Annotated in this window: 23 protein-coding genes; 9 read left to right on the forward strand and 14 right to left on the reverse strand. The window is 33.0% G+C overall.

What is annotated here, in order from left to right; all coding sequences use genetic code 11:
* The first annotated feature begins 49 nt into the window (after positions 1-49).
* From Q4548_RS09845 to Q4548_RS09875, 7 genes are all read left to right on the forward strand, one after another.
* A complete protein-coding gene (locus Q4548_RS09845) occupies positions 50-1,711 on the forward strand; it encodes a 4Fe-4S dicluster domain-containing protein (RefSeq protein WP_303454345.1) in 1,662 nt (553 codons plus the stop codon).
* Entirely contained in the window at positions 1,704-2,567 is an 864-nt protein-coding gene (locus Q4548_RS09850; protein WP_303454347.1) for a toxin-antitoxin system YwqK family antitoxin, read from the forward strand. Before Q4548_RS09845 ends, Q4548_RS09850 begins: the two co-directional genes overlap by 8 nt.
* Positions 2,560-3,252: a glycosyltransferase family 2 protein gene (locus tag Q4548_RS09855; protein WP_303454349.1), complete on the forward strand. Its 693-nt coding sequence runs from the start codon at positions 2,560-2,562 to the stop codon at positions 3,250-3,252. The genes Q4548_RS09850 and Q4548_RS09855 overlap by 8 nt, the downstream gene beginning before the upstream one ends.
* Before the next feature lie 2 nt (positions 3,253-3,254).
* Positions 3,255-4,877 (forward strand): cellulose synthase family protein, encoded by a 1,623-nt coding sequence (locus Q4548_RS09860; RefSeq protein ID WP_303454351.1) that lies wholly within the window; start codon positions 3,255-3,257, stop codon positions 4,875-4,877.
* Positions 4,878-4,926: 49 nt separating this feature from the next.
* Entirely contained in the window at positions 4,927-6,264 is a 1,338-nt protein-coding gene (locus tag Q4548_RS09865; protein ID WP_303454353.1) for a glycosyltransferase 87 family protein, read from the forward strand.
* The gene (locus Q4548_RS09870; protein ID WP_303454355.1) at positions 6,261-6,674 is read left to right on the forward strand and encodes a DUF523 domain-containing protein; all 414 of its coding nucleotides are present in this window, start codon (positions 6,261-6,263) and stop codon (positions 6,672-6,674) included. The genes Q4548_RS09865 and Q4548_RS09870 overlap by 4 nt, the downstream gene beginning before the upstream one ends.
* A 76-nt stretch (positions 6,675-6,750) precedes the next feature.
* Positions 6,751-7,359 (forward strand): superoxide dismutase, encoded by a 609-nt coding sequence (locus Q4548_RS09875; RefSeq protein WP_303454356.1) that lies wholly within the window; start codon positions 6,751-6,753, stop codon positions 7,357-7,359.
* Between the two features lie 290 nt (positions 7,360-7,649).
* On the opposite strand, the gene Q4548_RS09880 is transcribed toward Q4548_RS09875, so the two are convergent.
* The 13 genes from Q4548_RS09880 to pdxA all read right to left on the reverse strand — a co-directional run bounded on the left by Q4548_RS09880 (position 7,650) and on the right by pdxA (position 18,153).
* Entirely contained in the window at positions 7,650-8,129 is a 480-nt protein-coding gene (locus Q4548_RS09880) for a GNAT family N-acetyltransferase (RefSeq protein ID WP_303454358.1), read from the reverse strand.
* A gap of 120 nt (positions 8,130-8,249) precedes the next feature.
* Positions 8,250-9,542: a phosphopyruvate hydratase gene (eno, locus tag Q4548_RS09885; RefSeq protein WP_303454360.1), complete on the reverse strand. Its 1,293-nt coding sequence runs from the start codon at positions 9,540-9,542 to the stop codon at positions 8,250-8,252.
* A 158-nt stretch (positions 9,543-9,700) separates the two neighbouring features.
* Positions 9,701-10,174, reverse strand: coding sequence for a biopolymer transporter ExbD (locus Q4548_RS09890; protein WP_303454362.1), 474 nt, complete (start codon positions 10,172-10,174; stop codon positions 9,701-9,703).
* A gap of 7 nt (positions 10,175-10,181) precedes the next feature.
* Entirely contained in the window at positions 10,182-10,802 is a 621-nt protein-coding gene (locus Q4548_RS09895; protein WP_303454364.1) for a biopolymer transporter ExbD, read from the reverse strand.
* Positions 10,803-10,812: 10 nt separating this feature from the next.
* Positions 10,813-11,253: a hypothetical protein gene (locus Q4548_RS09900; protein WP_303454366.1), complete on the reverse strand. Its 441-nt coding sequence runs from the start codon at positions 11,251-11,253 to the stop codon at positions 10,813-10,815.
* Between the two features lie 8 nt (positions 11,254-11,261).
* On the reverse strand, positions 11,262-12,074 hold the full coding sequence (locus Q4548_RS09905; protein ID WP_303454368.1) for a MotA/TolQ/ExbB proton channel family protein: 813 nt from the start codon (positions 12,072-12,074) through the stop codon (positions 11,262-11,264).
* A 106-nt stretch (positions 12,075-12,180) separates the two neighbouring features.
* The gene (locus Q4548_RS09910; protein WP_303454370.1) at positions 12,181-13,140 is read right to left on the reverse strand and encodes an asparaginase domain-containing protein; all 960 of its coding nucleotides are present in this window, start codon (positions 13,138-13,140) and stop codon (positions 12,181-12,183) included.
* Between the two features lie 72 nt (positions 13,141-13,212).
* Complete coding sequence (gene accC / locus Q4548_RS09915; RefSeq protein ID WP_303454372.1) at positions 13,213-14,559, reverse strand: acetyl-CoA carboxylase biotin carboxylase subunit; 1,347 nt, start codon at positions 14,557-14,559, stop codon at positions 13,213-13,215.
* Positions 14,560-14,610: 51 nt separating this feature from the next.
* Positions 14,611-15,099, reverse strand: a complete 489-nt coding sequence (gene accB, locus Q4548_RS09920) for an acetyl-CoA carboxylase biotin carboxyl carrier protein (protein ID WP_303454374.1) — start codon at positions 15,097-15,099, stop codon at positions 14,611-14,613.
* Positions 15,100-15,149: 50 nt separating this feature from the next.
* Positions 15,150-16,145 (reverse strand): beta-ketoacyl-ACP synthase III, encoded by a 996-nt coding sequence (locus Q4548_RS09925; protein ID WP_303454376.1) that lies wholly within the window; start codon positions 16,143-16,145, stop codon positions 15,150-15,152.
* A gap of 166 nt (positions 16,146-16,311) precedes the next feature.
* Entirely contained in the window at positions 16,312-16,506 is a 195-nt protein-coding gene (rpmF, locus tag Q4548_RS09930) for a 50S ribosomal protein L32 (RefSeq protein WP_010135057.1), read from the reverse strand.
* 12 nt (positions 16,507-16,518) lie between these two features.
* On the reverse strand, positions 16,519-17,043 hold the full coding sequence (locus tag Q4548_RS09935; protein WP_303454379.1) for a DUF177 domain-containing protein: 525 nt from the start codon (positions 17,041-17,043) through the stop codon (positions 16,519-16,521).
* Positions 17,044-17,115: 72 nt separating this feature from the next.
* Entirely contained in the window at positions 17,116-18,153 is a 1,038-nt protein-coding gene (gene pdxA, locus Q4548_RS09940) for a 4-hydroxythreonine-4-phosphate dehydrogenase PdxA (protein ID WP_303454381.1), read from the reverse strand.
* A gap of 50 nt (positions 18,154-18,203) precedes the next feature.
* Between pdxA and Q4548_RS09945 the strand changes: the two genes are divergently transcribed.
* Positions 18,204-18,788 (forward strand): riboflavin synthase, encoded by a 585-nt coding sequence (locus Q4548_RS09945; protein ID WP_303454384.1) that lies wholly within the window; start codon positions 18,204-18,206, stop codon positions 18,786-18,788.
* A 78-nt stretch (positions 18,789-18,866) separates the two neighbouring features.
* Here the strand turns inward: Q4548_RS09945 and Q4548_RS09950 are convergent, their stop codons facing one another.
* A complete protein-coding gene (locus tag Q4548_RS09950) occupies positions 18,867-19,616 on the reverse strand; it encodes a glycosyltransferase (RefSeq protein ID WP_303454386.1) in 750 nt (249 codons plus the stop codon).
* 174 nt (positions 19,617-19,790) lie between these two features.
* Between Q4548_RS09950 and Q4548_RS09955 the strand changes: the two genes are divergently transcribed.
* Complete coding sequence (locus Q4548_RS09955; RefSeq protein WP_303454388.1) at positions 19,791-22,874, forward strand: hypothetical protein; 3,084 nt, start codon at positions 19,791-19,793, stop codon at positions 22,872-22,874.
* The last annotated feature ends 12 nt before the right edge of the window (positions 22,875-22,886 follow it).

The following is a 22,886-nucleotide window of genomic DNA, read 5'->3' on the forward strand; positions in this document are numbered from 1 at the left end:
ATAAAATTCTACTCAGCAATTAAACAAATCAACCCTTCAACATCATCAAATGAAAACAATTAAAAATATAGGATACGTTCTAACCTTTTTAGGTTTTGCCTTTTTTATAGGAAGTATTTTTACGGGAACGTATAAAGTAACTCCAGAAGCTTATCAAAACTGGATTGAAAGCAAAGGAATTAAAAGTGAAGTGTTTATAGAAAACACTAAAAATGATCTTGTAAATCAAGAAATGAGTTCTTGGCAATTGTCTAACATTATTATAGAAAATGCCAAAGCATCAAACGAACAAATAAAGAGTGAAAAAGAAATAGCTTGGGATAAAATTATACATCTTAAATGGAACAAAACTTCTAAGGAATATATTTATCCGTTAATAAGAAACAGTGCTACAGGTTGGTTTGTAAACAATACTACACTTTGGTTTTTCATCACTTTTGGTTTTACTATTATTGGAGGTTTGCTTGTGTTTCTTCCTGATTACAAATTGTTAGGACCTGCAGGAATTAAAAACAATGGTATTTTTCAACACAGTGCTACCAATAGAGGGATTATTGGTTTCATCACTGCATTCTTCTTTATTGCTTTTTACTTTTTCTTATACTTTTTCCCTAATTATATCATCAACCCAATTTTGGCTGTAGATGGAGTTAGTGAAGGTTTAAATGAATTTGTTAAAACATTTTTTAATGTAGAACGAAAACCTAATGATGGAAGCCCTGCCAGTCAGTGGTTTTTATACGGATTTATGTACTGCTCGGTAATGACTGTTTTTGCAGTGAGAATGTTTATCAAATACCGTCATAACAAATACCAAATGATTAGAACAGCAGTGGTTTTGTTCTTTCAAATAGCCTTTGCTTTTTTAATTCCAGAAATATTAGTGGCTTTTAACAAACCTTGGTTTGATTTTAAAAATGCTTGGCCATTAAACTATACTTTCTTTTTTGATTGGAGTATTGATGGTTTGATAGAAAGTGGAAACCTAGGGATTTTTATGTTTGTTTGGGGAATTGTACTAACCCTAGTAGTGGTTCCTGTAATGGTCTATTTTTACGGAAAAAGATGGTATTGTTCATGGGTTTGTGGTTGTGGAGGATTGGCTGAAACTTTAGGAGATCCTTACCGTCAATTGTCAGATAAATCTTTGTTTTCTTGGAAAATAGAAAGATGGCTGATTCATGGTGTTTTGCTTTTTGCAATTGTGATGACAGGATTGACTTTATATTTATACTTGGCAGAAATCCCAAGCTGGAAAGAAGTTGCTTTTGGAATTTCAGGATATGACATTCAGACTTGGTACGGATTTTTTATAGGATCTATATTTGCGGGAGTAATTGGAACAGGTTTCTACCCTATTTTAGGAAATAGAACTTGGTGTCGTTTTGGATGTCCGTTAGCAGCTTATTTAGGATTGGTTCAACGTTTTAAATCTAGATTTAGAATTACCACCAATGGAGGTCAGTGTATTTCTTGCGGAAATTGTTCTACGTATTGTGAACAAGGTATTGATGTCCGTTCATATGCACAAAAAGGTCAAAACATTGTACGTTCCTCTTGCGTAGGTTGTGGAATTTGTTCTGCTGTTTGTCCTCGTGGAGTCTTAAAATTAGAAAATGGAGAAGATACAGGAAGCTCTAGAACAGAAATTAAAGAAGTACTTTTAGGAAATGATATCGATTTATTGAGCATGACAAAAAAGAATGATTAAACATTTTTTACATATGCTTTTACTGCTTCCTTTTATTGTAAATGCACAACAAAAGGAAGTTTTGCATCAAGAGTATTTTAAAGATGGATGTGTACAACATGAATGGTATACAAACAACAATCATCCTATTAAATATTGGAAAACTTTTACGCAAGATTCCCCTGATTATTATCAAAGAAATTACAATCAACAAGGAAATTTGATCGCAGAAGGTTGGATGTCTCATCAACAAAAAAAAGGATTCTGGATAGAATATTCTAAAAATCATTCAATTGGAAAAGGACATTATAAAAACAATATCAAAGAAGGTTTATGGGAATATACTAACAAAAATCATTTAGACTCCGTAGGAAATTACAAATCAAATCAAAAAATAGGTTCTTGGGAATATTACAAGAATGATCAACTAATCTATCAACGAGAATATCATAATCCTGCTAAATTTCATGAAAAGACTTACCATCTTAACGGCAAATTAAAAACTCAAGGTTGGTATGTAAATAACCTTAAACATGACTTTTGGGAGTTTTACACAAATCATAATATTATCATAGCATCTGGGAATTTTAAGAATGGAAAAAAAGACGGATATTGGCACCTGTTTTCAGATAAGGGAATACTTGTAGAAGAGGGAAATTTTAAAGATGGTAAAAAAAACAATTGGTGGATTTTTTTCAACAGTCTGGGAAAACTATCACACAAATGTGAATTTAAAGAAAATCTAAAAAACGGTTATTGTATCTATTACAAAAAAAATAAAATTATCAAAGGGCAATACTTTCAAAAAGGAGTTCAAAAAAACGAATGGAGCGATTGGAATTCCTATAGAAAAGATCATCTAAAAATACATGAATAAAGTAATTGTTATTATACCTGCTTTTAACGAAGATAAATCTATTGCCAATGTCATTAAGGACATTCCTTTATCTATTGTTAACAAAATCATTGTAGTTAACAATAATTCTACAGACAACACTGCTATAGTAGCTAAAAATGCAGGTGCTACAGTGTTACTAGAACCCAATATGGGGTATGGATATGCTTGCTTAAAAGGAATACAATACATTGCTGAGAATGAATTAAATCCTGACATTATTGTATTTTTAGACGGTGATTATTCTGATTATCCAGAACAAATAGCAGAACTTATTTCACCTATTACAACACAAAATTATGATTTTGTAGTTGGTTCTAGAAACAACAGTCAACTAGAAAAAGGAGCCATGACTCCTCAACAAATTTTTGGAAATGGATTGGCTACATTTTTAATGCGCTTGTTTTTTAAGGCAAAATTTACAGACCTTGGTCCCTTCAGAGCTATTAAATATTCCTGTTTGCTAGATTTACAAATGGAGGACAAGACCTACGGATGGACCATAGAAATGCAACTCAAAGCAATAAAAAAACATTTAAAATACATAGAAATTCCTGTCAGATATCGTAAAAGAATTGGTGTATCAAAGGTTTCAGGTACAGTAAAAGGGACTATCTTTGCAGGAATTAAAATATTAACTTGGATTTTTAAATACAGTTTTAAATAATAATGGGAGGTATATATTTGGCAATATTAAGTAATGAATTTGATTTCTGGTTCACGCTGAGTTGGTTTTTAATGATTGTCTATGTGATATCTTTGTTGATGGTTCTCTTTTATGCCTTGGCTCAATTAAATTTATTGTTCAATTATTTAAGAGCCGTTAAGAAAAACAACCAGGAAAAAGAATCTTGTCCACAATACGATTTAAAAAATCCTAATGAAATTCCTTACGTAACCATTCAGTTGCCTGTTTTTAACGAAAAATACGTAATGAAACGTTTGTTAAAAAACATAGCGCAAATTGAGTATCCTAGAGAGAAACTAGAAATTCAAGTTTTAGACGATTCTACTGATGAAACTGTCATCAAAACTAAAGAACGAATTGATAAATTGGCACAAACAGGATTGGACATTGTCCACATCACCAGAACCAATCGTGAAGGTTTTAAAGCTGGAGCACTAAAAGAAGGGCTGAAAACTGCCAAGGGAGAATTTATTGCTGTTTTTGATTCTGATTTTTTGCCAGAATCTAACTGGCTCTACAAAACAATTCCTTATTTTAAAAACGAAAAAATTGGAGTGGTACAAACTCGTTGGGGACACATCAACAGAGATTATTCGCTATTGACCAAAATACAAGCTTTTGCCTTGGATGCACACTTTACCTTAGAACAAATGGGTAGAAATGCCAAGGGACATTTTATCAACTTTAATGGAACTGCCGGAATTTGGCGTAAAGAATGCATTTACGATGCTGGAAACTGGGAAGGAGACACATTAACTGAAGATTTGGATTTGAGCTATCGTGCCCAACTAAAGGGTTGGATTTTTAAATATTTGGTAGATGTGGAAACACCTGCTGAATTGCCTATTGTAATTAGTGCTGCACGCTCACAACAATTTAGATGGAACAAAGGAGGTGCTGAAAACTTTCAAAAAATGTTCCGAAAAATCATAAATTCTGGACTTCCTTTTAAAACAAAAGCACACTGTGTTTTGCATTTGCTAAATAGTACCATGTTCTTAAACGTGTTTATAGTTGGTTTGTTAAGTGTACCTATGCTGTACATTAAAAACTATTATTCAGATTTTAGAGTCTATTTTATAGCCATGAGCTTTTTTGCTTTAAGTACTTTGATATTTTTTATCTGCTATTGGTATGTTTATAAAAATGTGAGACAGCAAAGTGGCTTCAAACTTTTTCTCAAATACACACGTACTTTTTTCACTTTTTTTAGTGTTGCCATGGGCTTGTCTCTAAACAACTCTGGAGCTGTAATTGAAGGGCACCGAAGAAAAAGAAGTGATTTTGTACGTACACCAAAGTTCAACATCAGTACATTTAAAGACAGTTGGAAAAAAAACAAATACCTTCTTAAAAAACCTTCAAAAAACGTAGTTTATGAAGGAATACTATGCTTGTACTTTTTGTTTGGAATTATGAGTGCTTGGTTGGTCCGTTATATTGGTACCAATAACAAAGACACTAATTATACTTTCAACTCCAAAACCTTGTTTAGTGCTAATGAATGGTATATGCCTTTTGACTCTGGAATGTTAATTTTCCACATCATGCTATTTTTAGGATTTGGATTTATTTTTCACAAATCTGTTTTTAAGAAAGTTTAATGTAAAAAAGCAACTATTCTATCGACAAAGAGCATACAAATCTCATTAAATGAAATTATTTTCAAATACATTTAAAATGACTAACAGATACACTTTGTTGGTCATTTTACTTTCTATTATAAGTTATTATTTATTTGCATATACTACCGTTAGAACCAATTTCCCTAAAGTTTTAAGCTACTACTCACTACTTTTTATTGGATTTGCTATTTTGTATCAGTACAGCAATCTCAGTAACAGAACGCTTCTCATTATAGGTGTTTTATTTCGATTTATTTTTTTAGTTGCAACCCCAAATCTTTCCGATGATTTTTATCGTTTTTTATGGGATGGTAGGGCTTTGTTAGATGGAATCAACCCATATTTAGTTCTTCCAGAAAACAATCCTAATCTAATAGCTGAAGGATCAACATTGTATCAAGGAATGGGAACGATGAACGGAAGTCATTATACTTGCTACCCACCATTAAATCAATTTGCATTTGGAATTCCAGCATTATTTGCTCCCAATCACTTATTAACAAGCACAATTGTTTTAAGAATTACTTTGATTTTGTCTGATTTGGTAACACTGTATTTTGGATTCAAACTATTGAAACATTTTAAACTAGATTCTAGAAAAATATTCTTGTACTTTCTAAATCCATTTATCATTATTGAATTGACAGGCAACTTGCATTATGAGGGAATGATGATTGCTTTCTTAGCTGCAAGTTTGTATTTTCTTTTCAGAGAGAAGAACAACTTGTCTGCCATTTTATTTGCAGCTGCTGTATCTATCAAATTGATTCCACTGATATTTCTTCCTGTTTTTTATAAAAAATTGGGATTTAAAAAATGGTTCATTTACGGTAGTATTGTTTGTAGTATCAATGTTCTTTTATTTCTTCCTTTTTTAAGTCAAGATTTGATTGATAATTTTATGTCTAGTATTGAATTGTACTTTCAAAATTTTGAATTCAATGCCAGTATTTATTACATCGTTAGAGAAATTGGTTATCGTATAAAGGGATACAATATCATTCACACAGTAGGTCGCATCACTCCATTGATCATTATTGCAATCACATTGTTAATTTCTTTTGTGAGAAAAAACGAAAAAAAAACAATCTTATTTACGAGTATGCTGTGGATCATTTGTAGTTATTATTTTTTATCTAGCATAGTTCACCCTTGGTACATTGCCATTCCTTTGTTTTTAAGTTTATTTACAAAATTCAACTTTCCTTTGGTTTGGTCTTATGCCATTGTATTAAGTTATAGCGCATATATTAGTAGTAAATATCATGAAAATTTATGGTTAGTAGGACTGGAATACATCCTAGTTTTAGGTTGGATGGTTGTGGAATTGACTCAATGGAAATTAATTTCTAAATTAAGATCATGAAACTAGTAAGCGCATGTTTGGCAGGAATTCCGTGTAGATTTGATGGAAAAGCAAAAAAACATCAAACCATAGCTCAATTGATTGAAGAAGGAAAAGCAATTGCTGTTTGTCCTGAAGAACTTGGAGGCTTACCCACACCTAGAATTCCTGCAGAAAAACAAGGAGAAAAAATCATCAACAAAAACGGAATAGATGTTACCAAGGCGTTTGAAAAAGGAGCTCAAAAAGCATTACAAATAGCTCTTAAAAACGATTGTACTGAAGCCATTCTAAAATCAAATTCACCTTCTTGTGGCTGTGGAAAAATATACGATGGTTCTTTTACAGGAAAGCTAACAAATGATGATGGTATTTTCTGTAAAGTCTTAAAAGAAAACAAGATAAAAATCTACACAGAAAACGAGATCTAAAAGAAATCCATATAAATTTCATTAAAAAAAATTAGTTAGTTATCTTTGATAACGAATCAATAAAAACAACAAGAAAATGGCTTTTGAATTACCAAAATTACCTTATGCAATTGATGCATTAGAACCAAATATTGATGCTAAAACTATGGAGATTCACCATGGAAAGCACCACGCTGCTTATACAGCAAAATTAAACGGAGCTGTAGAAGGAACAGACTTAGAAGGAAAATCTATTGAAGAGATCTTAGGAGGTTTAGACATGACTAACGGAGCTGTTCGTAACAACGGTGGAGGATTTTACAACCACAACTTATTCTGGTCTGTAATGTCTCCAAACGGAGGTGGTGTACCAACAGGAGCATTGGCTGAGGCTATTGATGCTGCTTTTGGATCTTTTGAAGCATTTAAAGATGCTTTTTCTAACGCTGCTGCTACTCAGTTTGGATCTGGATGGGCTTGGTTATGTGTTGCTAAAGGAGGTGTTGTGAACGTTTGTTCTACACCAAACCAAGACAATCCATTAATGCCAGGTGTAACTTGTGGTAACCAACCAATTTTAGGTTTGGATGTATGGGAACATGCTTACTACTTAAATTACCAAAACAGAAGACCAGATTATATCAATGCATTTTTTAATGTAATCAACTGGGATGCTGTATCGGCAAACTACGAAGCTGCTAAATAATTTTTAGTTTCTTTATAAAACTAAAAGCTCCTAGAATTTTGTTCTAGGAGCTTTTTTATGTTTACTTATTTACTTCTATATCCTGAGATTTATTCTTTAAGATTTTAACATTCAAATGAGACTTGAATAAATAATAAAAAACTAAAAGCAAAATCAAAAATGTTAGCTTAACAAACTTATTCGTGAATGATTTTTTTCGTCTACGCGCTTTCTTTCTTATTTCAAAGTGTTTCTTTCTTGTCTTAAAATATTCATTATTCAAATCAGTCATCACGCAGTATAACTGTAATTTATAGACGTTCTACATAAGTTTTCAACTGCTCTTGATCCATTTGTACAACTCTCCAGTCTTTAAAAACCACTGCTCCTGAATTTTCATAAAAATCTACTGCTGGAGTATTCCAATCCAACACTGCCCACTCAACTCTCCTTAGTTGTTGTTCTTGTGCATATTTTAAAACTTGGTTGTACAATAACTTTCCCATTCCTTTTCCTCTAGCAGCCTCTTTAACAATTAAATCTTCTAAATGAATAGTTGTTCCTTTCCAAGTAGAATATCTATAATAAAACAAAGCCATTCCAACCACAACATCATCAATTTCCCCTACAAAAACCTCAAATTTAGGAAATTTCCCAAATCCGTCTTCTTCAATATCTTTTAGAGTTACTTCTACTGCTTCTGGTTCTCTTTCAAACACAGCCAATTCTTCAATCAAAGAATAGATTGCTTTGGCATCTTTTAATTCTCCCTTTCTTACTAAACAATTCATTTCTAAAAATTTTATAGGTATAAATATAAACACTACTCATTACATCTACACAAGTCTAAGACATAAAAAAAGCATTCCGTAATACGGAATGCCTTTTTAAAATTTTATAAAAACAGTATATTAACTGTTGATTTTAAAAGCTTTAGTTTGAGGAAAATAAGCAACCTCTCCTAATTCTTCTTCTATTCTTAACAATTGATTGTATTTAGCCATACGGTCAGAACGTGAAGCGGAACCAGTTTTGATTTGACCTGTATTCAATGCTACTGCTAAATCAGCAATTGTAGTATCTTCAGTTTCTCCAGAACGGTGAGACATTACAGAAGTGTAACCAGCATTGTGTGCCATGTTTACAGCTGCAATAGTTTCAGTTAACGTACCAATTTGGTTTACTTTAATCAAGATAGAGTTTGCAATACCTTTTTCAATACCTGTAGACAAACGCTCAACGTTTGTTACAAATAAATCATCACCTACCAATTGAACTTTATCTCCAATCAATTCAGTTAAATATTTCCATCCTTCCCAGTCATTTTCATCCATACCATCTTCGATAGAGATAATTGGGTATTTAGCAGACAATTCAGCTAAATACTCAGCTTGTTCTTTAGAAGAACGTACAGCACCACCTTCTCCTTCAAATTTAGCATAGTTGTAGTTTCCACCTTCGTAGAATTCAGCAGAAGCACAATCTAAAGCCAACATAACTTCATCACCTGGCTTGTAACCTGCCTTTTCGATAGCTGACAATACAGTTTCGATAGCATCTTCTGTTCCGTCAAAAGTTGGAGCAAATCCACCTTCATCACCTACAGCCGTAGACAAATCACGATCGTGTAAAATTTTCTTTAAGTTGTGGAAAATTTCAGTACCCATTTTCAATGCTTCTGTAAAATTTTTCGCTTTTACTGGCATGATCATAAACTCTTGGAATGCGATAGGTGCATCAGAGTGAGAACCTCCATTTACAATGTTCATCATTGGAACTGGCAACGTGTTTGCAGAAACTCCACCAACATAACGATACAAAGGCATATCTAATTCATTAGCAGCAGCCTTAGCAACCGCTAAAGAAACTCCTAAAATAGCGTTAGCTCCTAATTTAGCTTTGTTTGGAGTTCCATCTAAATCGATCATTGCTTTATCAATAGCATTTTGTTCGAAAACAGAATATCCAATTAACTCTTCAGCAAGAGTTGTATTTACGTTTTTAACAGCGTTTAAAACACCTTTACCCATAAAACCAGATCCACCGTCTCTTAATTCTACTGCTTCATGCTCTCCTGTAGATGCTCCAGAAGGAACAATAGCTCTACCTAAAACACCATTTTCAGTGATTACATCTACTTCAACAGTAGGATTACCTCTCGAGTCAAAAATTTGTCTTGCGTGAATGTTAACTATAACGCTCATATGTATAGATTTTAATTATTATTTAAGTTTCTGTGCTGCAAGATACGCAACATCGTAAATTGATTGTAAATTTAAAAGAATAAGTTTCGAAAACCTATTCGTTGGAAGATTTTCACATAATAGCAAAAAAAAGCAGTGTTTTTAACACTGCTTTTTTTTTATTTAAAGTTATTAGAAACGTCTCCTGTACCGGATGAGTAACTAATCTTTAAGGCATTTATAGTTCTTAATTCATGTTTGATATCTGAAATAGTCCCCACGTTCGTTTTCAAATCTGCTTTGATAGAAGTTACCATTGCTTTTTGTTCTTCTGCATCGTGTTTATCTCTTTCAGAATAGATGAAATTTACAACGTCACTAACGGATGCAATCTTATCATTCAACTGAATTTTATCACCTTTTCCTTCAGATGTATTCTTTGCTTTACCTACATATATAGTACTTACTAAACTTTTATGCTCTAACTTTTTCACTTCTGTTGCACTAGGCAATTTTGGTGGTTTGATTAAAAGTGTTGTTTCACGCATAGTTGTAGCAACCATAAAGAAAAACAAAAGCATAAATACAATATCTGGTAACGCAGCAGTATTTACTGCTGGCACATCTTTTTTCTTTTTTCCAAATTTAGACATCTGCTTGTTATTTTATGGGTTCAGCATCAGATAAAATTTCTGGATAAGCTTCTTTAATTTTGGTCAAAGCCGCTTTTACATCTAGATTTTCTTTATCTGCTTTTTGAATATTTAAAAGGTCTGTATAAGACAATCCTTTGTACTTACCTGTTAAATATTTTTTTGCGTATCTATTTCTCAACTCAGTGTATGCAGCTAACAACTCATTCTGAACAGAAATATACATTCCGTAAGAAGTTGTTTGGGCAGTTTGAACAGCAATAATTGCCTTAGAAGGATGATCTGATGAATCATCAGCTCTGTTTCCTTCACAATAATCACATGCTTTACCATCTGCAGTTTTACCACCACCATTGTCAATAAAATCAATTGCCAATTGTCTAATATCTCCAATTTTAACTTCTTCGTCTTCCACTAAAAGTTGGTCAAAACGGTTGATGTTAACTTCAAAAATATTCTTTTGTTTAACTGGAGGAGGATTTAAATCTTCTGGTTGAATTTCAGGCAACTTTCTAAAAACACCTGAATCGGTATCCATAGTTGTTGTTACCAAGAAAAAGATAAGCAACAAGAAAGCAATATCTGCCATTGAACCTGCATTGATTTCTGGTATATCTCTTTTTGCCATATCCTTTTATTTATTTAATTGCTGTTTTTACAGCTCCTAAACCAACTACTGCAATTGCAATTGCTCCTAAGTATACACTATAGTTGATAATTGTACTAATTAATTTAGAAGTTGCACCTGCTTCACCACCTTCTAAGATTTGTCCTTGTACATCTAATACTGCTGCATCAGATGCAGTAACGTAAGCTACAACATAAACAAGTCCTAAAATAGCAACGTTGATTGCAATCTTTTTTAAATCTTCTGGGTTCTTGAAAATATTTACCACAGCAAATACAACTGTTATCGCTAATGTAGCGTACAACAACCATGCAGAAAACTCTACTAGAGGACTTACACTGCTGTAAACGCTATCTTCTTCAGATGTTAAAACTCCTGCATACAATACAGCACCAATAACAGCGATAACTAGAATTATGATGGTTAATATTTTTGATAATTTACTACTCATAATTGCTATTATTTTTTGTATTTAACTAATAAGTCAATCAAAGAGATAGAAGCATCTTCCATTTTGTTCACAATACTATCTACTTTAGCGATAATGATGTTATAAAAAACTTGTAAGATAATTGCTACTACCAATCCGAATACAGTTGTTAACAAGGCTACTTTAATACCTCCTGCAACTACTGCTGGGTTGATATCTCCTGCTACTTGAATTGCATCAAAAGCATCAATCATACCAATAACTGTCCCCATAAATCCTAACATCGGAGCTAAGGCGATAAATAATGATAACCAAGAAATGTTTTTCTCCAACAATCCCATTTGAACTCCTCCGTAACCAACTACAGCTTTTTCAGCAGCATCGATTCCTTCAGTAGATCTATCCAAACCTTGGTAGAAAATAGAAGCAATAGGTCCTTTTGTATCTCTACAAACATCTTTAGCAGCTTCAATTCCTCCAGAAGCTAATGCTTCGTCTACTTTTGCTACTAATTTCTTAGTATTTGTAGTAGCTAAGTTTAAATAAATAATTCTTTCAATAGCAATTGCCAATCCCAAGATTAAAGCAACCAATACAATACCCATAAATCCAGCACCCCCTTCAATAAAACGTTGTTTTAAAATTTGGTGGAAAGTTGCTTCTACTTCTGGTTTAGCTTCTTCACTAGAAGCAGTTTCTTGTGTTGGCTCTTCTTCCGCAACAGTTTCAGTTGCTGTTACGCTTGTTGAATCTACAGTAGCTCCTTCTTCTTGTGCAAATGCATTAGAAGTACCTAAAAACATTAATCCTGCAATAGCTAGGATACTAAAAACTTTTTTCATTTCTATTCTAAATTAATACTATTAATGATAATTGATAAACGTTGAGCAAGTAACAAAAAAATGTTTACTTTAAAAAATATTCTATTGTTAAATCTTCTTAACATTTTTAACTCTCACCTCTAAGAGATTCTCTAAAAAAACTTTGATATTCTTGAATATTCAGTTTTTTTGTAGACAAATACATCATTTTTGCAATTGCTGATTCCGTTGTTAACGCTCCTCCACTAATAAAACCTAGCTTTTCGCTTTCTAAGCTTGCTTCGTATTTTCCCATAACAACACCCCCTCTTAAACATTGAGTTACAATCACAACTTTTAATCCTTTGCTTATTTTATCAACAAATAATTGTTGTAATTCTTTGTCAAAATCGGGAAAATTACCCATTCCAAAAGCTTCTAACACGAGTCCTGTAATTGAATCGGAGGCTAAAACAAGCTTTAACAAATCATTATTATAAAATGGATTTAACTTAAAAACAACAATTTTACTTTCTATTTTTTTTTCGATGTGAAAACTATCTTGCGAAAAATCCACCATTAAATTCCCTGAATTTGGAACCATATAAGCATCATTATTTTGGGAATCTACTTTGGTAACTTCTACCGCCCGGAACCATTTTTCATTAAAATAAAGACCTACTTCTTTCGGAAATTCATCTTGTAACATTCCCAACAAAGCTCCTTTTAAATTTAATTTACTATCCGAATTATCTTCCATAAGTGGCAATTGCCCTCCTGTAAAAACAATCGATTTGTCCAACCCTGAAATGCAATAACTTAACAAGGAACTTACATAGGCCATCGTATCGGTTCCCATCAAAATTAAAAACGAATCATAATTAGAGTAATTTTGTTCCACAATTGTAGCCAACTCAAAATAATACTCCATTCCAAAATTGCAAGAATCTATTGGTTCTTTTGTTGATTTAAAGTCTATATTTTTCAAATCTAATTGACCTGTCACGTATTCTTTTATAGGCTCAACTCCTGCGGGTTTTAAAGATTCATTTACCTCATCTTTTACCATCCCGATAGTTCCTCCTGTATAAATAACTAAAATTTTCATAAGATGAATTTAACAAAAAAAACGAAAGCTAATTTTAGCTTTCGTTTTTTATTATATATTTTAAGGTTAATTTTAGATTGGTTTCTCAATCACAAAGTCTTCCATAAATTTAGTAGTATAATCTCCTGCAACATAATCAGGATGATCCATTAATTGTCTATGGAAAGGGATTGTTGTTTTGACACCTTCAATGATAAATTCATCCAAAGCACGTTTCATTTTGCTAATTGCTTCTTCTCTTGTTTGAGCCGTTGTAATTAATTTTGCAATCATTGAATCGTAATTAGGTGGAATTGTATAACCTGCATACACATGTGTGTCTAAACGAACCCCATGTCCTCCTGGTGCATGAAACGATGTAATTTTACCTGGAGCAGGTCTAAAACCTGCGAAAGGATCTTCAGCATTTATTCTGCACTCGATAGAATGTAATTTTGGAAAATAATTTTTTCCTGAAATTGGAATTCCTGCAGCTACAGAAATTTGTTCTCTAATCAAATCAAAATCCACAACTTCTTCTGTAATTGGGTGTTCAACTTGAATACGAGTATTCATTTCCATAAAGTAAAAATTTCTGTGCTTATCTACCAAGAATTCAACTGTACCAGCTCCTTCGTATTTGATATATTCAGCAGCAGAAACCGCAGCCTTTCCCATTGCTTCTCTTAGCTCATCTGTCATGAAAGGAGAAGGTGTTTCTTCTGTTAACTTTTGATGACGACGTTGTACAGAACAATCTCTTTCTGATAAATGACATGCTTTACCGTAAGCATCTCCTACAATTTGAATTTCAATGTGGCGAGGCTCCTCAATTAGCTTCTCCATGTACATGTCATCATTTCCAAAAGCAGCTTTAGATTCATGACGTGCAGAATCCCAAGCATCTCTTAAATCTTCTGCCTTCCAAACAGCACGCATACCTTTACCACCACCACCGGCTGATGCTTTTAACATTACAGGATATCCTGTTTCCAAAGCAACTTTTTCACATTGCTCAAAATCTTGAATCACACCTTCACTACCTGGTACACATGGTACTCCAGCAGCAATCATAGTAGACTTCGCATTTGCTTTGTCTCCCATTCTGTTGATCATTTCTGGTGATGCTCCAATAAATTTTATTTGATGATCATCACACAATTTAGAAAACTTAGCATTTTCTGATAAAAATCCATATCCTGGGTGAATTGCATCTGCATTGGTAATCTCAGCTGCTGCAATAATATTCACCATCTTTAAATAAGATTCTGAACTAGGAGCAGGTCCAATACAAACTGCTTCATCGGCAAAACGAACATGCAAACTATCCTGATCTGCTGTAGAATAGACAGCAACCGTTTTAATTCCCATTTCTCTACACGTTCTAATAACGCGTAAAGCAATTTCACCTCGATTGGCTATTAATATTTTTTTAAACATTGTTCTTTTTTTAGAAAAATTAGTATTCTACTATAAAATCCATCAAATAGTTTATGATGGGTCTACCAAGAATAATGGTTGTCCAAATTCTACTGGAGTACTATCTTCTACTAATATTTTTACGATTTTACCTGAAACCTCAGATTCAATTTCGTTAAACAATTTCATCGCTTCTATAACACATACAATAGAATCTGGTTGTACCGTGTCTCCAACTTCAACAAATAAAGCTTTGTCTGGTGATGGTTTTCTATAGAAAGTTCCAATCATTGGGGATGTGATTGTTACATATTTTGAATCTTCACTTTCAGAAGGTGCCGCAGAAGAAACCTCAACAACAGGCGTAGGAGTTTGTATAGGTGCCTGCTGTGCAACAGGAGCTCCCATTGTTATAGGTGAAGTGTGTTGTATAATGGTAGACTCCGTTTTACCCTCACCCGTTTTAATGGTGATTTTAATATCTTCCATTTCTAATTTCACTTCGTTTGCTCCAGATCTAGCTACGAATTTTATCAAATTCTGAATGTCCTTTAATTCCATAATAAATTATATTAAGTAAGTTGCTTTATAAAATAAATAATTATTAATGCTTATGAGTTATAAGCCCATTTTAAGTATATAGCCCCCCATGTAAAACCTCCTCCAAAAGCAGCAAACACAATATTGTCTCCTTTTTTCAATTGTTTTTCATAGTCTGCTAATAATAAAGGTAATGTACCAGATGTTGTATTTCCATAATTTTGGATATTCATCATTACCTTTTCTTTATTCAATTCTATTCTGTTTGCTGTAGCTTCAATAATTCTCTTATTTGCCTGATGTGCAGCCAACCAATCTACATCTTCATTGGTTAAATTATTTCTTTCTAAAATTTTAACAGCAGCATTTGCCATGTTAGAAACAGCATATTTAAACACTGTACGACCTTCTTGTCTAATAAAGTGTTGCTTATTGTCTATTGTTTCATGAGTAGCAGGGTTTAAAGAACCTCCTGCTTCCATTAACAAAAACTCTCTACCAACTCCATCACTTCTTAAGTATTCGTCTTGCAATCCTAATCCTTCTTGATTTGGTTCCATCAACGCAGCTCCTGCCCCATCACCAAAAATGATACAGGTAGCTCTGTCTTTATAATCTATAATAGAAGACATTTTGTCTGCTCCAATTATCAATACTTTTTTGTACCTACCAGACTCAACATAAGCAGCTGCAGTAGACATTGCATACAAAAAACTAGAACAGGCCGCTTGCAAATCATAACCAAAGGCATTTACAGCACCAATTTTTGTAGCTACAAACACTGCAGTAGATGCAACGTTCATGTCTGGAGTTACTGTTCCTACAATCACCAAGTCTATTTCTTTAGGATCTAATCCTTTTTTTTGAATTAAATCTTCGGCAGCTTTGATGGCTAAGTACGATGTTGGCTTGTCTTTATCTTTTAATATTCTACGTTCTTTAATACCTGTACGCGTTGTAATCCACTCGTCATTTGTATCTACTATGGTTTCTAATTCTTGATTAGTCAATACATAATCAGGTACATATTTTCCAACAGCTGTAATCGCAGCGTTTATTTTTGCCATAAAATGATTGTTAAGAAATCTTTAAACAATATTGAGAGCCAAAGTAATAAAATTTATTTCTAAAAGTTCATTAAAAAAACTCCTTTTTTTGCTCAGTTTGGTTGAATTTAACAAAGAAACCCTCATAAAATGAGGGTTTAATATCAAAAGTTATAGAAAGACTATATTATGCTTCTGCTTCTGTAGCATCGATTACAACTTGTCCTCTATAATATAATTTTCCTTCGTTCCAGTGAGCTCTGTGATACAAGTGTGCTTCTCCAGTAGTTGGATCTACAGCAACTTGAGGAGCTACAGCTTTGTAATGAGTTCTTCTTTTATCTCTTCTTGTTTTTGAGATTTTTCTCTTTGGATGTGCCATTGCTATAAATTTTTATTTTTTATCTAATAATTGTTTTAATTGATCCCATCTTGGATCAGAACTTTCTTTTTTCTTTGATTCCTTTTTCAGTTTTTTTTCTAATTCTTCTACCCCTTTAATTTCTTTTGAAGAAACTCCAGGCTTTACTCTCTTCTGAGGTACGGACAACACTATCAATTCATAAATATATTGTTGTACTTCTACTTGATAAGCTCCCTGAGGAAGAATTAACAAATCCTCTAATTCGTTGTTAAAAGTTTCTCCAAACTTAACCACCAACGATAAAGAACCGTTTACTTCCATATCAAAGTCTTCTCCTGTAACATCGCATGGAACTCTTACAGTACCATTCGCTACAAATTCCAACTCCATAAAAGTGATTTTTTTAGTTAGCTCTAAACCTACTTTAAAATCCACTTCTCCATACTCATCAAATTCAAAAGCATCAAAGAACTTTTTATCTATCTGAAAATCAAAATGGTGTTTTCCTTCTTTCAATCCTACAAAAGGAATCTTATATTCTTTAAAAGGTTTCATCTTAAAACATCAATTTGAGCCCGCGAAGATATAAAAACATTTTATTGATTCAAAACCTAAAGTGTTAATTTATTACTTTTTAACTTTTAAACTGTTTTCAGTTAGTCCTAGATACTCTTTTCTTTTATTTGCGATAAAAATACCCTTTTCTAAAGCCTCCTTAAAAGAAGACTCATTTGCCATTCCTTTTCCAGCCAAATCAAATGCGGTTCCATGATCTGGAGATACTCTTACTTTTTTTAACCCAGCAGTAAAATTGACTCCTTTCCCAAACGAAACGGCTTTAAAACCTACCAATCCTTGATCGTGATACATAGAAATCACTCCATCAAATTTTAAATAAGTTTGATTTCCAAAAAAACCATCCGCAGCATAAGGTCCATACACCAACTTTCCTTTTTCTTGATATTCTTCTAATAATGGACGAATCAACTCATCATCTTCTTTTCCAATCACACCATGATCTCCACAATGAGGATTCAATCCCAAAACTGCTATTTTAGGTTTTGAAACACCAAAATCTTGCAATAATGATTGGTACATAATATCAATTTTCTTACTAATCAATTCTTTTGACAAACTACTTGAGACTTCCGATACAGGAATATGTCCCGTTACCAATCCTATTTTAATTTCATCAGACATTAAAATCATCAAACTCTCTCCTTCTATTTTAGACTCTAAATACTCTGTGTGTCCTGGAAAATTAAATTCTTCTGACTGAATATTTTCTTTACTAATAGGTGCAGTTAACAATACATCTACATCTCCACTCACCAAAGCATTGGTTGCCGCCTCTAAAGACTCAAATGCTTTTTTTCCAGAATCTTCTGTAGGAACTCCTGGTTTTAGCTCCACAAAATCGTTCCATACGTTTACGACATTTAGCTTTCCTTTTTGAACTTTTGAAACATCTGAAATGTTATAAACAGGATAATTGTATTTCAACTCTTTTTTATAATAAGCAATAGATTTGTCTGAAGCAAAAACCACAGGAGTACACAACTCATACATTCTCTTGTCTTCAAATGTTTTTAAAATCAATTCTATGCCTATTCCATTCAAATCTCCAACGGAAATTCCAACTTTTATCGTATAATTATCTTCCATTATGTAGTACTTTTGGGGTACGAAATTAGTCATTTAAAACAATATATATAATGTTTACAGGAATTATTGAAACCAAGGGTGTTGTTAAAAACTTAACCACTGAAAACACTAATTTGCACATTACCGTATCCTCAGATATTACAAACCAATTAAAAATAGACCAAAGTGTAGCGCACAATGGAGTCTGTTTAACGGTTGTAAACATAGACCAAAACGAATATACTGTTACGGCTATTGCTGAAACTCTTGAAAAAACAAATCTAAACACATTACAACTAGACGAAGAGGTTAATTTAGAAAGAGCCATGAAGTTAGGTGATCGGTTGGATGGACATATGGTACAAGGACATGTAGACCAGGTAGGAACTTGTACAAATATTGAGAACAAAGACGGAAGTTATATTTTCAGCTTTGAATACAATCAAAATTCAGGAAACATTACCATTGAAAAAGGTTCTATAACTATAGATGGTACAAGTTTAACGGTAGTAAATTCTGGTACAAATACTTTTAGCGTTGCTATTATTCCCTACACATTAGAACACACTCGTTTTAAAAACTACAAAGTTGGCACCATTGTAAACCTTGAGTTTGATGTTATTGGAAAATACGTAAAGAAAATATCCAACTTGTAACCTTTTTTAAACACCACATCAAAAAAGGGTCGCTTTATCTAAAAGCGACCCTTTTCTATTATTTTATACCCTTTTATCTTAACTAGCTGATAAGTTTAAAACACTATATGAAAACCAGATTGACAATAATTTGTAAGGAATTTGGATTGCATCTTTCATACCCAATTTAGAATCGTCAACATGAACCCATCTTGTTAATGGTTGTTCATAAATTTTAGTCATTACTTCTTTAGATCCGTAGTATTCTTTCAGTCTAATAAAAATCTCCACATCAAACAACCAACGTGTTAAGAAAGTTCTTCCGTATGCAATGTTGATAATTTCTTTTTTGAATACTTTTGCTCCACATTGAGTATCTTCAATTGGCAATCCTAAGATTAAAAACACAATTGATTTGATAATTTTAGAAAAAACATTTCTAAAAAAGTTTCTTTCTATTTCTCCCTCACCTTTTCCTCTAGATCCATAAACAAAAGTCAAATCTTCATTTGATTTTAATGTTTTTACCAAGTTTTTAAAATCTTCAAAATCTGTAGACAAATCTGCATCAATAAAACCTACATAAGAAACATCCTCAAATTGTTGTAAGTATTTTACTCCCGATCTTACGGCTGCAGCTTTTCCTGCGTTTATTTTTACATCTATTACACTAATGTTTTCTGGAGAACATTTTTCAACACTCTCTAAAACCTCTAAGGTATTATCTGAGCTTCCATCGTTTACAAAACAAATATGAAAATCGTTATGGTTATTTGCAAATTCAGCAAATGCTTTTGTATTTAATCTTTTAGCTTCGTTGTAACATGGTATGATAATTCCCGTTTTCATGACTGATAGTTTTTAATTATACCCCAAAATTACTTCACTAACGAGTCTGTTTTTTAGCATTTTAGATTAGACGGGGACTCCTTCCGTTGAATGTCAGAAAACCTCCGATAAAACCTTTTATCGATACAAAACAATATTATATCTTTAGATGAACGGAGAGACGACTGACAGTACATGAAACAAAGCACAAACAAATACCTTATTACCGCCCTTTTAATTGGGTTGATTTTTCATGGATCCGCTATGTTCTTTACATTAGAGAACACGTACGATGCACTTATTCATTTGTTTTTTGCAGAGCATTACTCACAAAGTTGGTTTGAACCGTGGAACTTTAAATGGTACACTGGATTCACCGTTATGAGTTATCCGCCATTGGTACATCAAACCATTGCCTTGTTATCTTTTATAGGAGGCTTAAAATTTGGGCTGTTCTCACTAGCTTTAGTTGCTGTTGTGTTGTACATCACGGGAGTATATCGTTTTTCTTTGCTGATTACCTCCAACAGATCTTCCGCAGGTTTTGCTGCAATTGTTGCTACCTTGTCATCTACCTTTATAGAAACTCTGCATCTGTTCGGTCAATTACCCAGCATTATAGGAGTCTCTATACTTTTACACGCTTTGCCCGAAATCTATACTTGGCTTAAAAAAGGAGAACTCAAACATTTTTTTACTTCCATCTCTTTAATATCCGTTACAGTAACCTCTCATCATGTAACTCCTATTTTTGGAATGGTGTTTTTTATCTTTCCACTTATCGGAACCACTGTGATTGATCATGCTACTGAAAAAGCTGGAGGTATTAAAAACGTAACTTTTTTAAACTTCTTAACAGGGTTGAAAGATTTACTACCAAGAATACTAGCCTTTGGTTTTTCTGCTCTGGCAATCATCATTGGTTGTTTGCTACCTTATTGGATCAATTCTAAAAACAATCCCATCACACAAGTTCCAATTCCACACGGATCTAGAGATAGTTTTATAGAAGTTACTTCATCCGGCTTGGTTTTCTTTTTAATTCCATGGGGAGCTGTTTTATTTCTGCTACCATATATCTTTTACAGATACCACAGCAAACGTTTTATTTGTTTTGGAATTTCTTTATTCATGCTTACTTTGTTAGGTACTGGTGGAACAACTCCACTGCCTAAAATTATTTTGGGAGAAAATGCCTTCAACATCTTAACCCTTGACAGATTTACACTTTGGGCAGCCATCATGTCGCTACCCATGGTGGGAGAATTTATTTATAGATTTGCACAAACCGACTTAAAAGAACGAGTTCAGAAATCTTTTGGATCTTTATTTCACAGAATTAGCGGTGCATTTTTAGCCATTGCTTTTCTTTTCATGGCCATTTTCACAATTAGTCTTGGATATTTTAGACCTTCTCAGCCTCAAAAAATAAAAATTCTTCCTATTGTCAATTTCCTAAACCAAGATCAACATGATCAATGGAGATATTTGACTTTGGGCTTTGGAGATCAAATGGCTTGGCTGTCTGCAAACACAAAAGCCTTAACGGTTGATGGAAATTATCACTCTGCCAGAAGACTGCCTGAATTAACAACAAGAGCTATTGAACGACTGGAAAATTCAAAATTTAAAGGAATTGAGGGAATTGGCTCTTTGCAACAATTTTTAACCGTTCCGGAAAAATACAATTTGAAATATATTTTTTCCAACGATAAATTCTACGATCCTATTTTGTATTTCTGTGGATGGCAACGACTAAGACAATTAGAAAACGGAATCATGGTCTGGGAAAAACTGAACATTCCTCCCATTAGTGTTATATTACCTAGGATTGATGTAGCCACTTGGCAAAAAATTCATTGGGGAACAGTTCCGCTACTCACTGTTATTTTTGCTTTTCTAATCAACATAAGAAGTGTACTGACCAGAACTCTAAAAACAAAAAAATCCACAAACCTTGTTTACATCAAAAACTCCTACATTGCCCATAAAATACCCCGTGGATTGCTTTATATTTTACAAGGATGGGCTGTACTAATTCTAATTATTGTTGGGATTACTTGTTATTCTTTTTACATTAAAAATGATTCTCAAAAAACTCCAGAAAACGCAATATTATCTTATTATGATGCACTAGATTTTAAACGTTTTGAAAAAGCCCACAAACTCATCAATCCTAATTCTAAAATTTCTATTGCACAATACATGTTGCAAATAGCGGTTACAGATGGACTTTTAAGCTCTTATGCTAAAATGGATGAAATTGATATTGACTTTATAAACAGAACAGACAGTACTGCTACCATTAAAGTAAAAACCAAATGGATTACTGCTCTAGAAAAAATTCAAGACAGTACTTTTAAAAAACTCGTTAAAATCGATAACAAATGGTATGTAGACCCTGAAAAAACCAACACAGACTTACCTCCAGATCAATTATTTGTAGAGAATATTCCTAAATTTTTCAACCAAGGAAGACGACGAATAACAACTGAGCAAACGTATCATGAAGATATTTTGAAACAACCTGTTTTGGAAGTTCTAAATGCAAAATTGATCAAACACAATGGCAAATACTCCATTATTGGAGAAATTCAGAACATAGACAATGTACCCGCTGACGTAGTATTAAAAGGAACTCTGTACAATGAAAATAGTATTCAACTGGCTAGCTACAATGCCAAAGATCAAATAAAACACAAGTTACTACCCAAAGAAACCACTTCTTTTAAAATAGATTTTGAGGGAATTGCTTGGCTAAATCCTAAAGAGAATGCTCCAAAAACTTTCAACCCTGATGAGTTTACAGAAATAAATTTTAAAGAACAACCTTCTAAATTCAACTTGCAAGCTGCTGGAAATGTATCTGGTTCTGATTTGTATAAAAAAGTTGCGCTATCAGATTTAAAATTTGAGAAAGATGCTATCTCAGGTTCTTTATTTAACAGTGGGATTAGGCAATCTACCATACCTCAACTTATCATTACTTATTATGATGAAAATAGACGACCTGTTTTTGTAGACGATATTTATGTAATTGAAGGAGTTAGACAACAACGCAAACATTTTTTTAAGTATCCTATTTCTCAAAAACCGACAGAAGTGATCAATGAAAGTATGGAAAATTGTTTTGTAAACGGATTGCCCAACAAAGCTATTTCAAGTGTTATTAGCAAGCAACGTTTGAATCAAACCAATTTCAACTTGCAAAAAATACAACACCCAAACTATTCTTTTGTCAAAATAGAAATCAACAATTACACAGGAGTTCCCTACTAAATGAAACAATTT

This window comes from Wenyingzhuangia sp. 2_MG-2023 (assembly GCF_030548295.1).
Taxonomy (GTDB): domain Bacteria; phylum Bacteroidota; class Bacteroidia; order Flavobacteriales; family Flavobacteriaceae; genus Wenyingzhuangia.

What these genes read in the sequence shown, in the direction of transcription:
- pdxA (WP_303454381.1), bottom strand. Translation starts at nt 18,153, where the DNA reads ATGGAAGATAATTATACGATAAAAGTTGGAATTTCCGTTGGAGATTTG.
- Q4548_RS09855 (WP_303454349.1), top strand. Translation starts at nt 2,560, where the DNA reads ATGAATAAAGTAATTGTTATTATACCTGCTTTTAACGAAGATAAATCT.
- accC (WP_303454372.1), bottom strand. Translation starts at nt 14,559, where the DNA reads ATGTTTAAAAAAATATTAATAGCCAATCGAGGTGAAATTGCTTTACGC.
- Q4548_RS09945 (WP_303454384.1), top strand. Translation starts at nt 18,204, where the DNA reads ATGTTTACAGGAATTATTGAAACCAAGGGTGTTGTTAAAAACTTAACC.
- Q4548_RS09925 (WP_303454376.1), bottom strand. Translation starts at nt 16,145, where the DNA reads ATGGCAAAAATAAACGCTGCGATTACAGCTGTTGGAAAATATGTACCT.
- Q4548_RS09845 (WP_303454345.1), top strand. Translation starts at nt 50, where the DNA reads ATGAAAACAATTAAAAATATAGGATACGTTCTAACCTTTTTAGGTTTT.
- Q4548_RS09865 (WP_303454353.1), top strand. Translation starts at nt 4,927, where the DNA reads ATGAAATTATTTTCAAATACATTTAAAATGACTAACAGATACACTTTG.
- Q4548_RS09870 (WP_303454355.1), top strand. Translation starts at nt 6,261, where the DNA reads ATGAAACTAGTAAGCGCATGTTTGGCAGGAATTCCGTGTAGATTTGAT.
- Q4548_RS09935 (WP_303454379.1), bottom strand. Translation starts at nt 17,043, where the DNA reads ATGAAACCTTTTAAAGAATATAAGATTCCTTTTGTAGGATTGAAAGAA.
- Q4548_RS09905 (WP_303454368.1), bottom strand. Translation starts at nt 12,074, where the DNA reads ATGAAAAAAGTTTTTAGTATCCTAGCTATTGCAGGATTAATGTTTTTA.
- rpmF (WP_010135057.1), bottom strand. Translation starts at nt 16,506, where the DNA reads ATGGCACATCCAAAGAGAAAAATCTCAAAAACAAGAAGAGATAAAAGA.
- Q4548_RS09955 (WP_303454388.1), top strand. Translation starts at nt 19,791, where the DNA reads ATGAAACAAAGCACAAACAAATACCTTATTACCGCCCTTTTAATTGGG.
- Q4548_RS09890 (WP_303454362.1), bottom strand. Translation starts at nt 10,174, where the DNA reads ATGTCTAAATTTGGAAAAAAGAAAAAAGATGTGCCAGCAGTAAATACT.
- Q4548_RS09900 (WP_303454366.1), bottom strand. Translation starts at nt 11,253, where the DNA reads ATGAGTAGTAAATTATCAAAAATATTAACCATCATAATTCTAGTTATC.
- Q4548_RS09895 (WP_303454364.1), bottom strand. Translation starts at nt 10,802, where the DNA reads ATGGCAAAAAGAGATATACCAGAAATCAATGCAGGTTCAATGGCAGAT.
- accB (WP_303454374.1), bottom strand. Translation starts at nt 15,099, where the DNA reads ATGGAATTAAAGGACATTCAGAATTTGATAAAATTCGTAGCTAGATCT.
- Q4548_RS09860 (WP_303454351.1), top strand. Translation starts at nt 3,255, where the DNA reads ATGGGAGGTATATATTTGGCAATATTAAGTAATGAATTTGATTTCTGG.
- Q4548_RS09910 (WP_303454370.1), bottom strand. Translation starts at nt 13,140, where the DNA reads ATGAAAATTTTAGTTATTTATACAGGAGGAACTATCGGGATGGTAAAA.
- Q4548_RS09880 (WP_303454358.1), bottom strand. Translation starts at nt 8,129, where the DNA reads ATGAATTGTTTAGTAAGAAAGGGAGAATTAAAAGATGCCAAAGCAATC.
- Q4548_RS09850 (WP_303454347.1), top strand. Translation starts at nt 1,704, where the DNA reads ATGATTAAACATTTTTTACATATGCTTTTACTGCTTCCTTTTATTGTA.
- Q4548_RS09875 (WP_303454356.1), top strand. Translation starts at nt 6,751, where the DNA reads ATGGCTTTTGAATTACCAAAATTACCTTATGCAATTGATGCATTAGAA.
- Q4548_RS09950 (WP_303454386.1), bottom strand. Translation starts at nt 19,616, where the DNA reads ATGAAAACGGGAATTATCATACCATGTTACAACGAAGCTAAAAGATTA.
- eno (WP_303454360.1), bottom strand. Translation starts at nt 9,542, where the DNA reads ATGAGCGTTATAGTTAACATTCACGCAAGACAAATTTTTGACTCGAGA.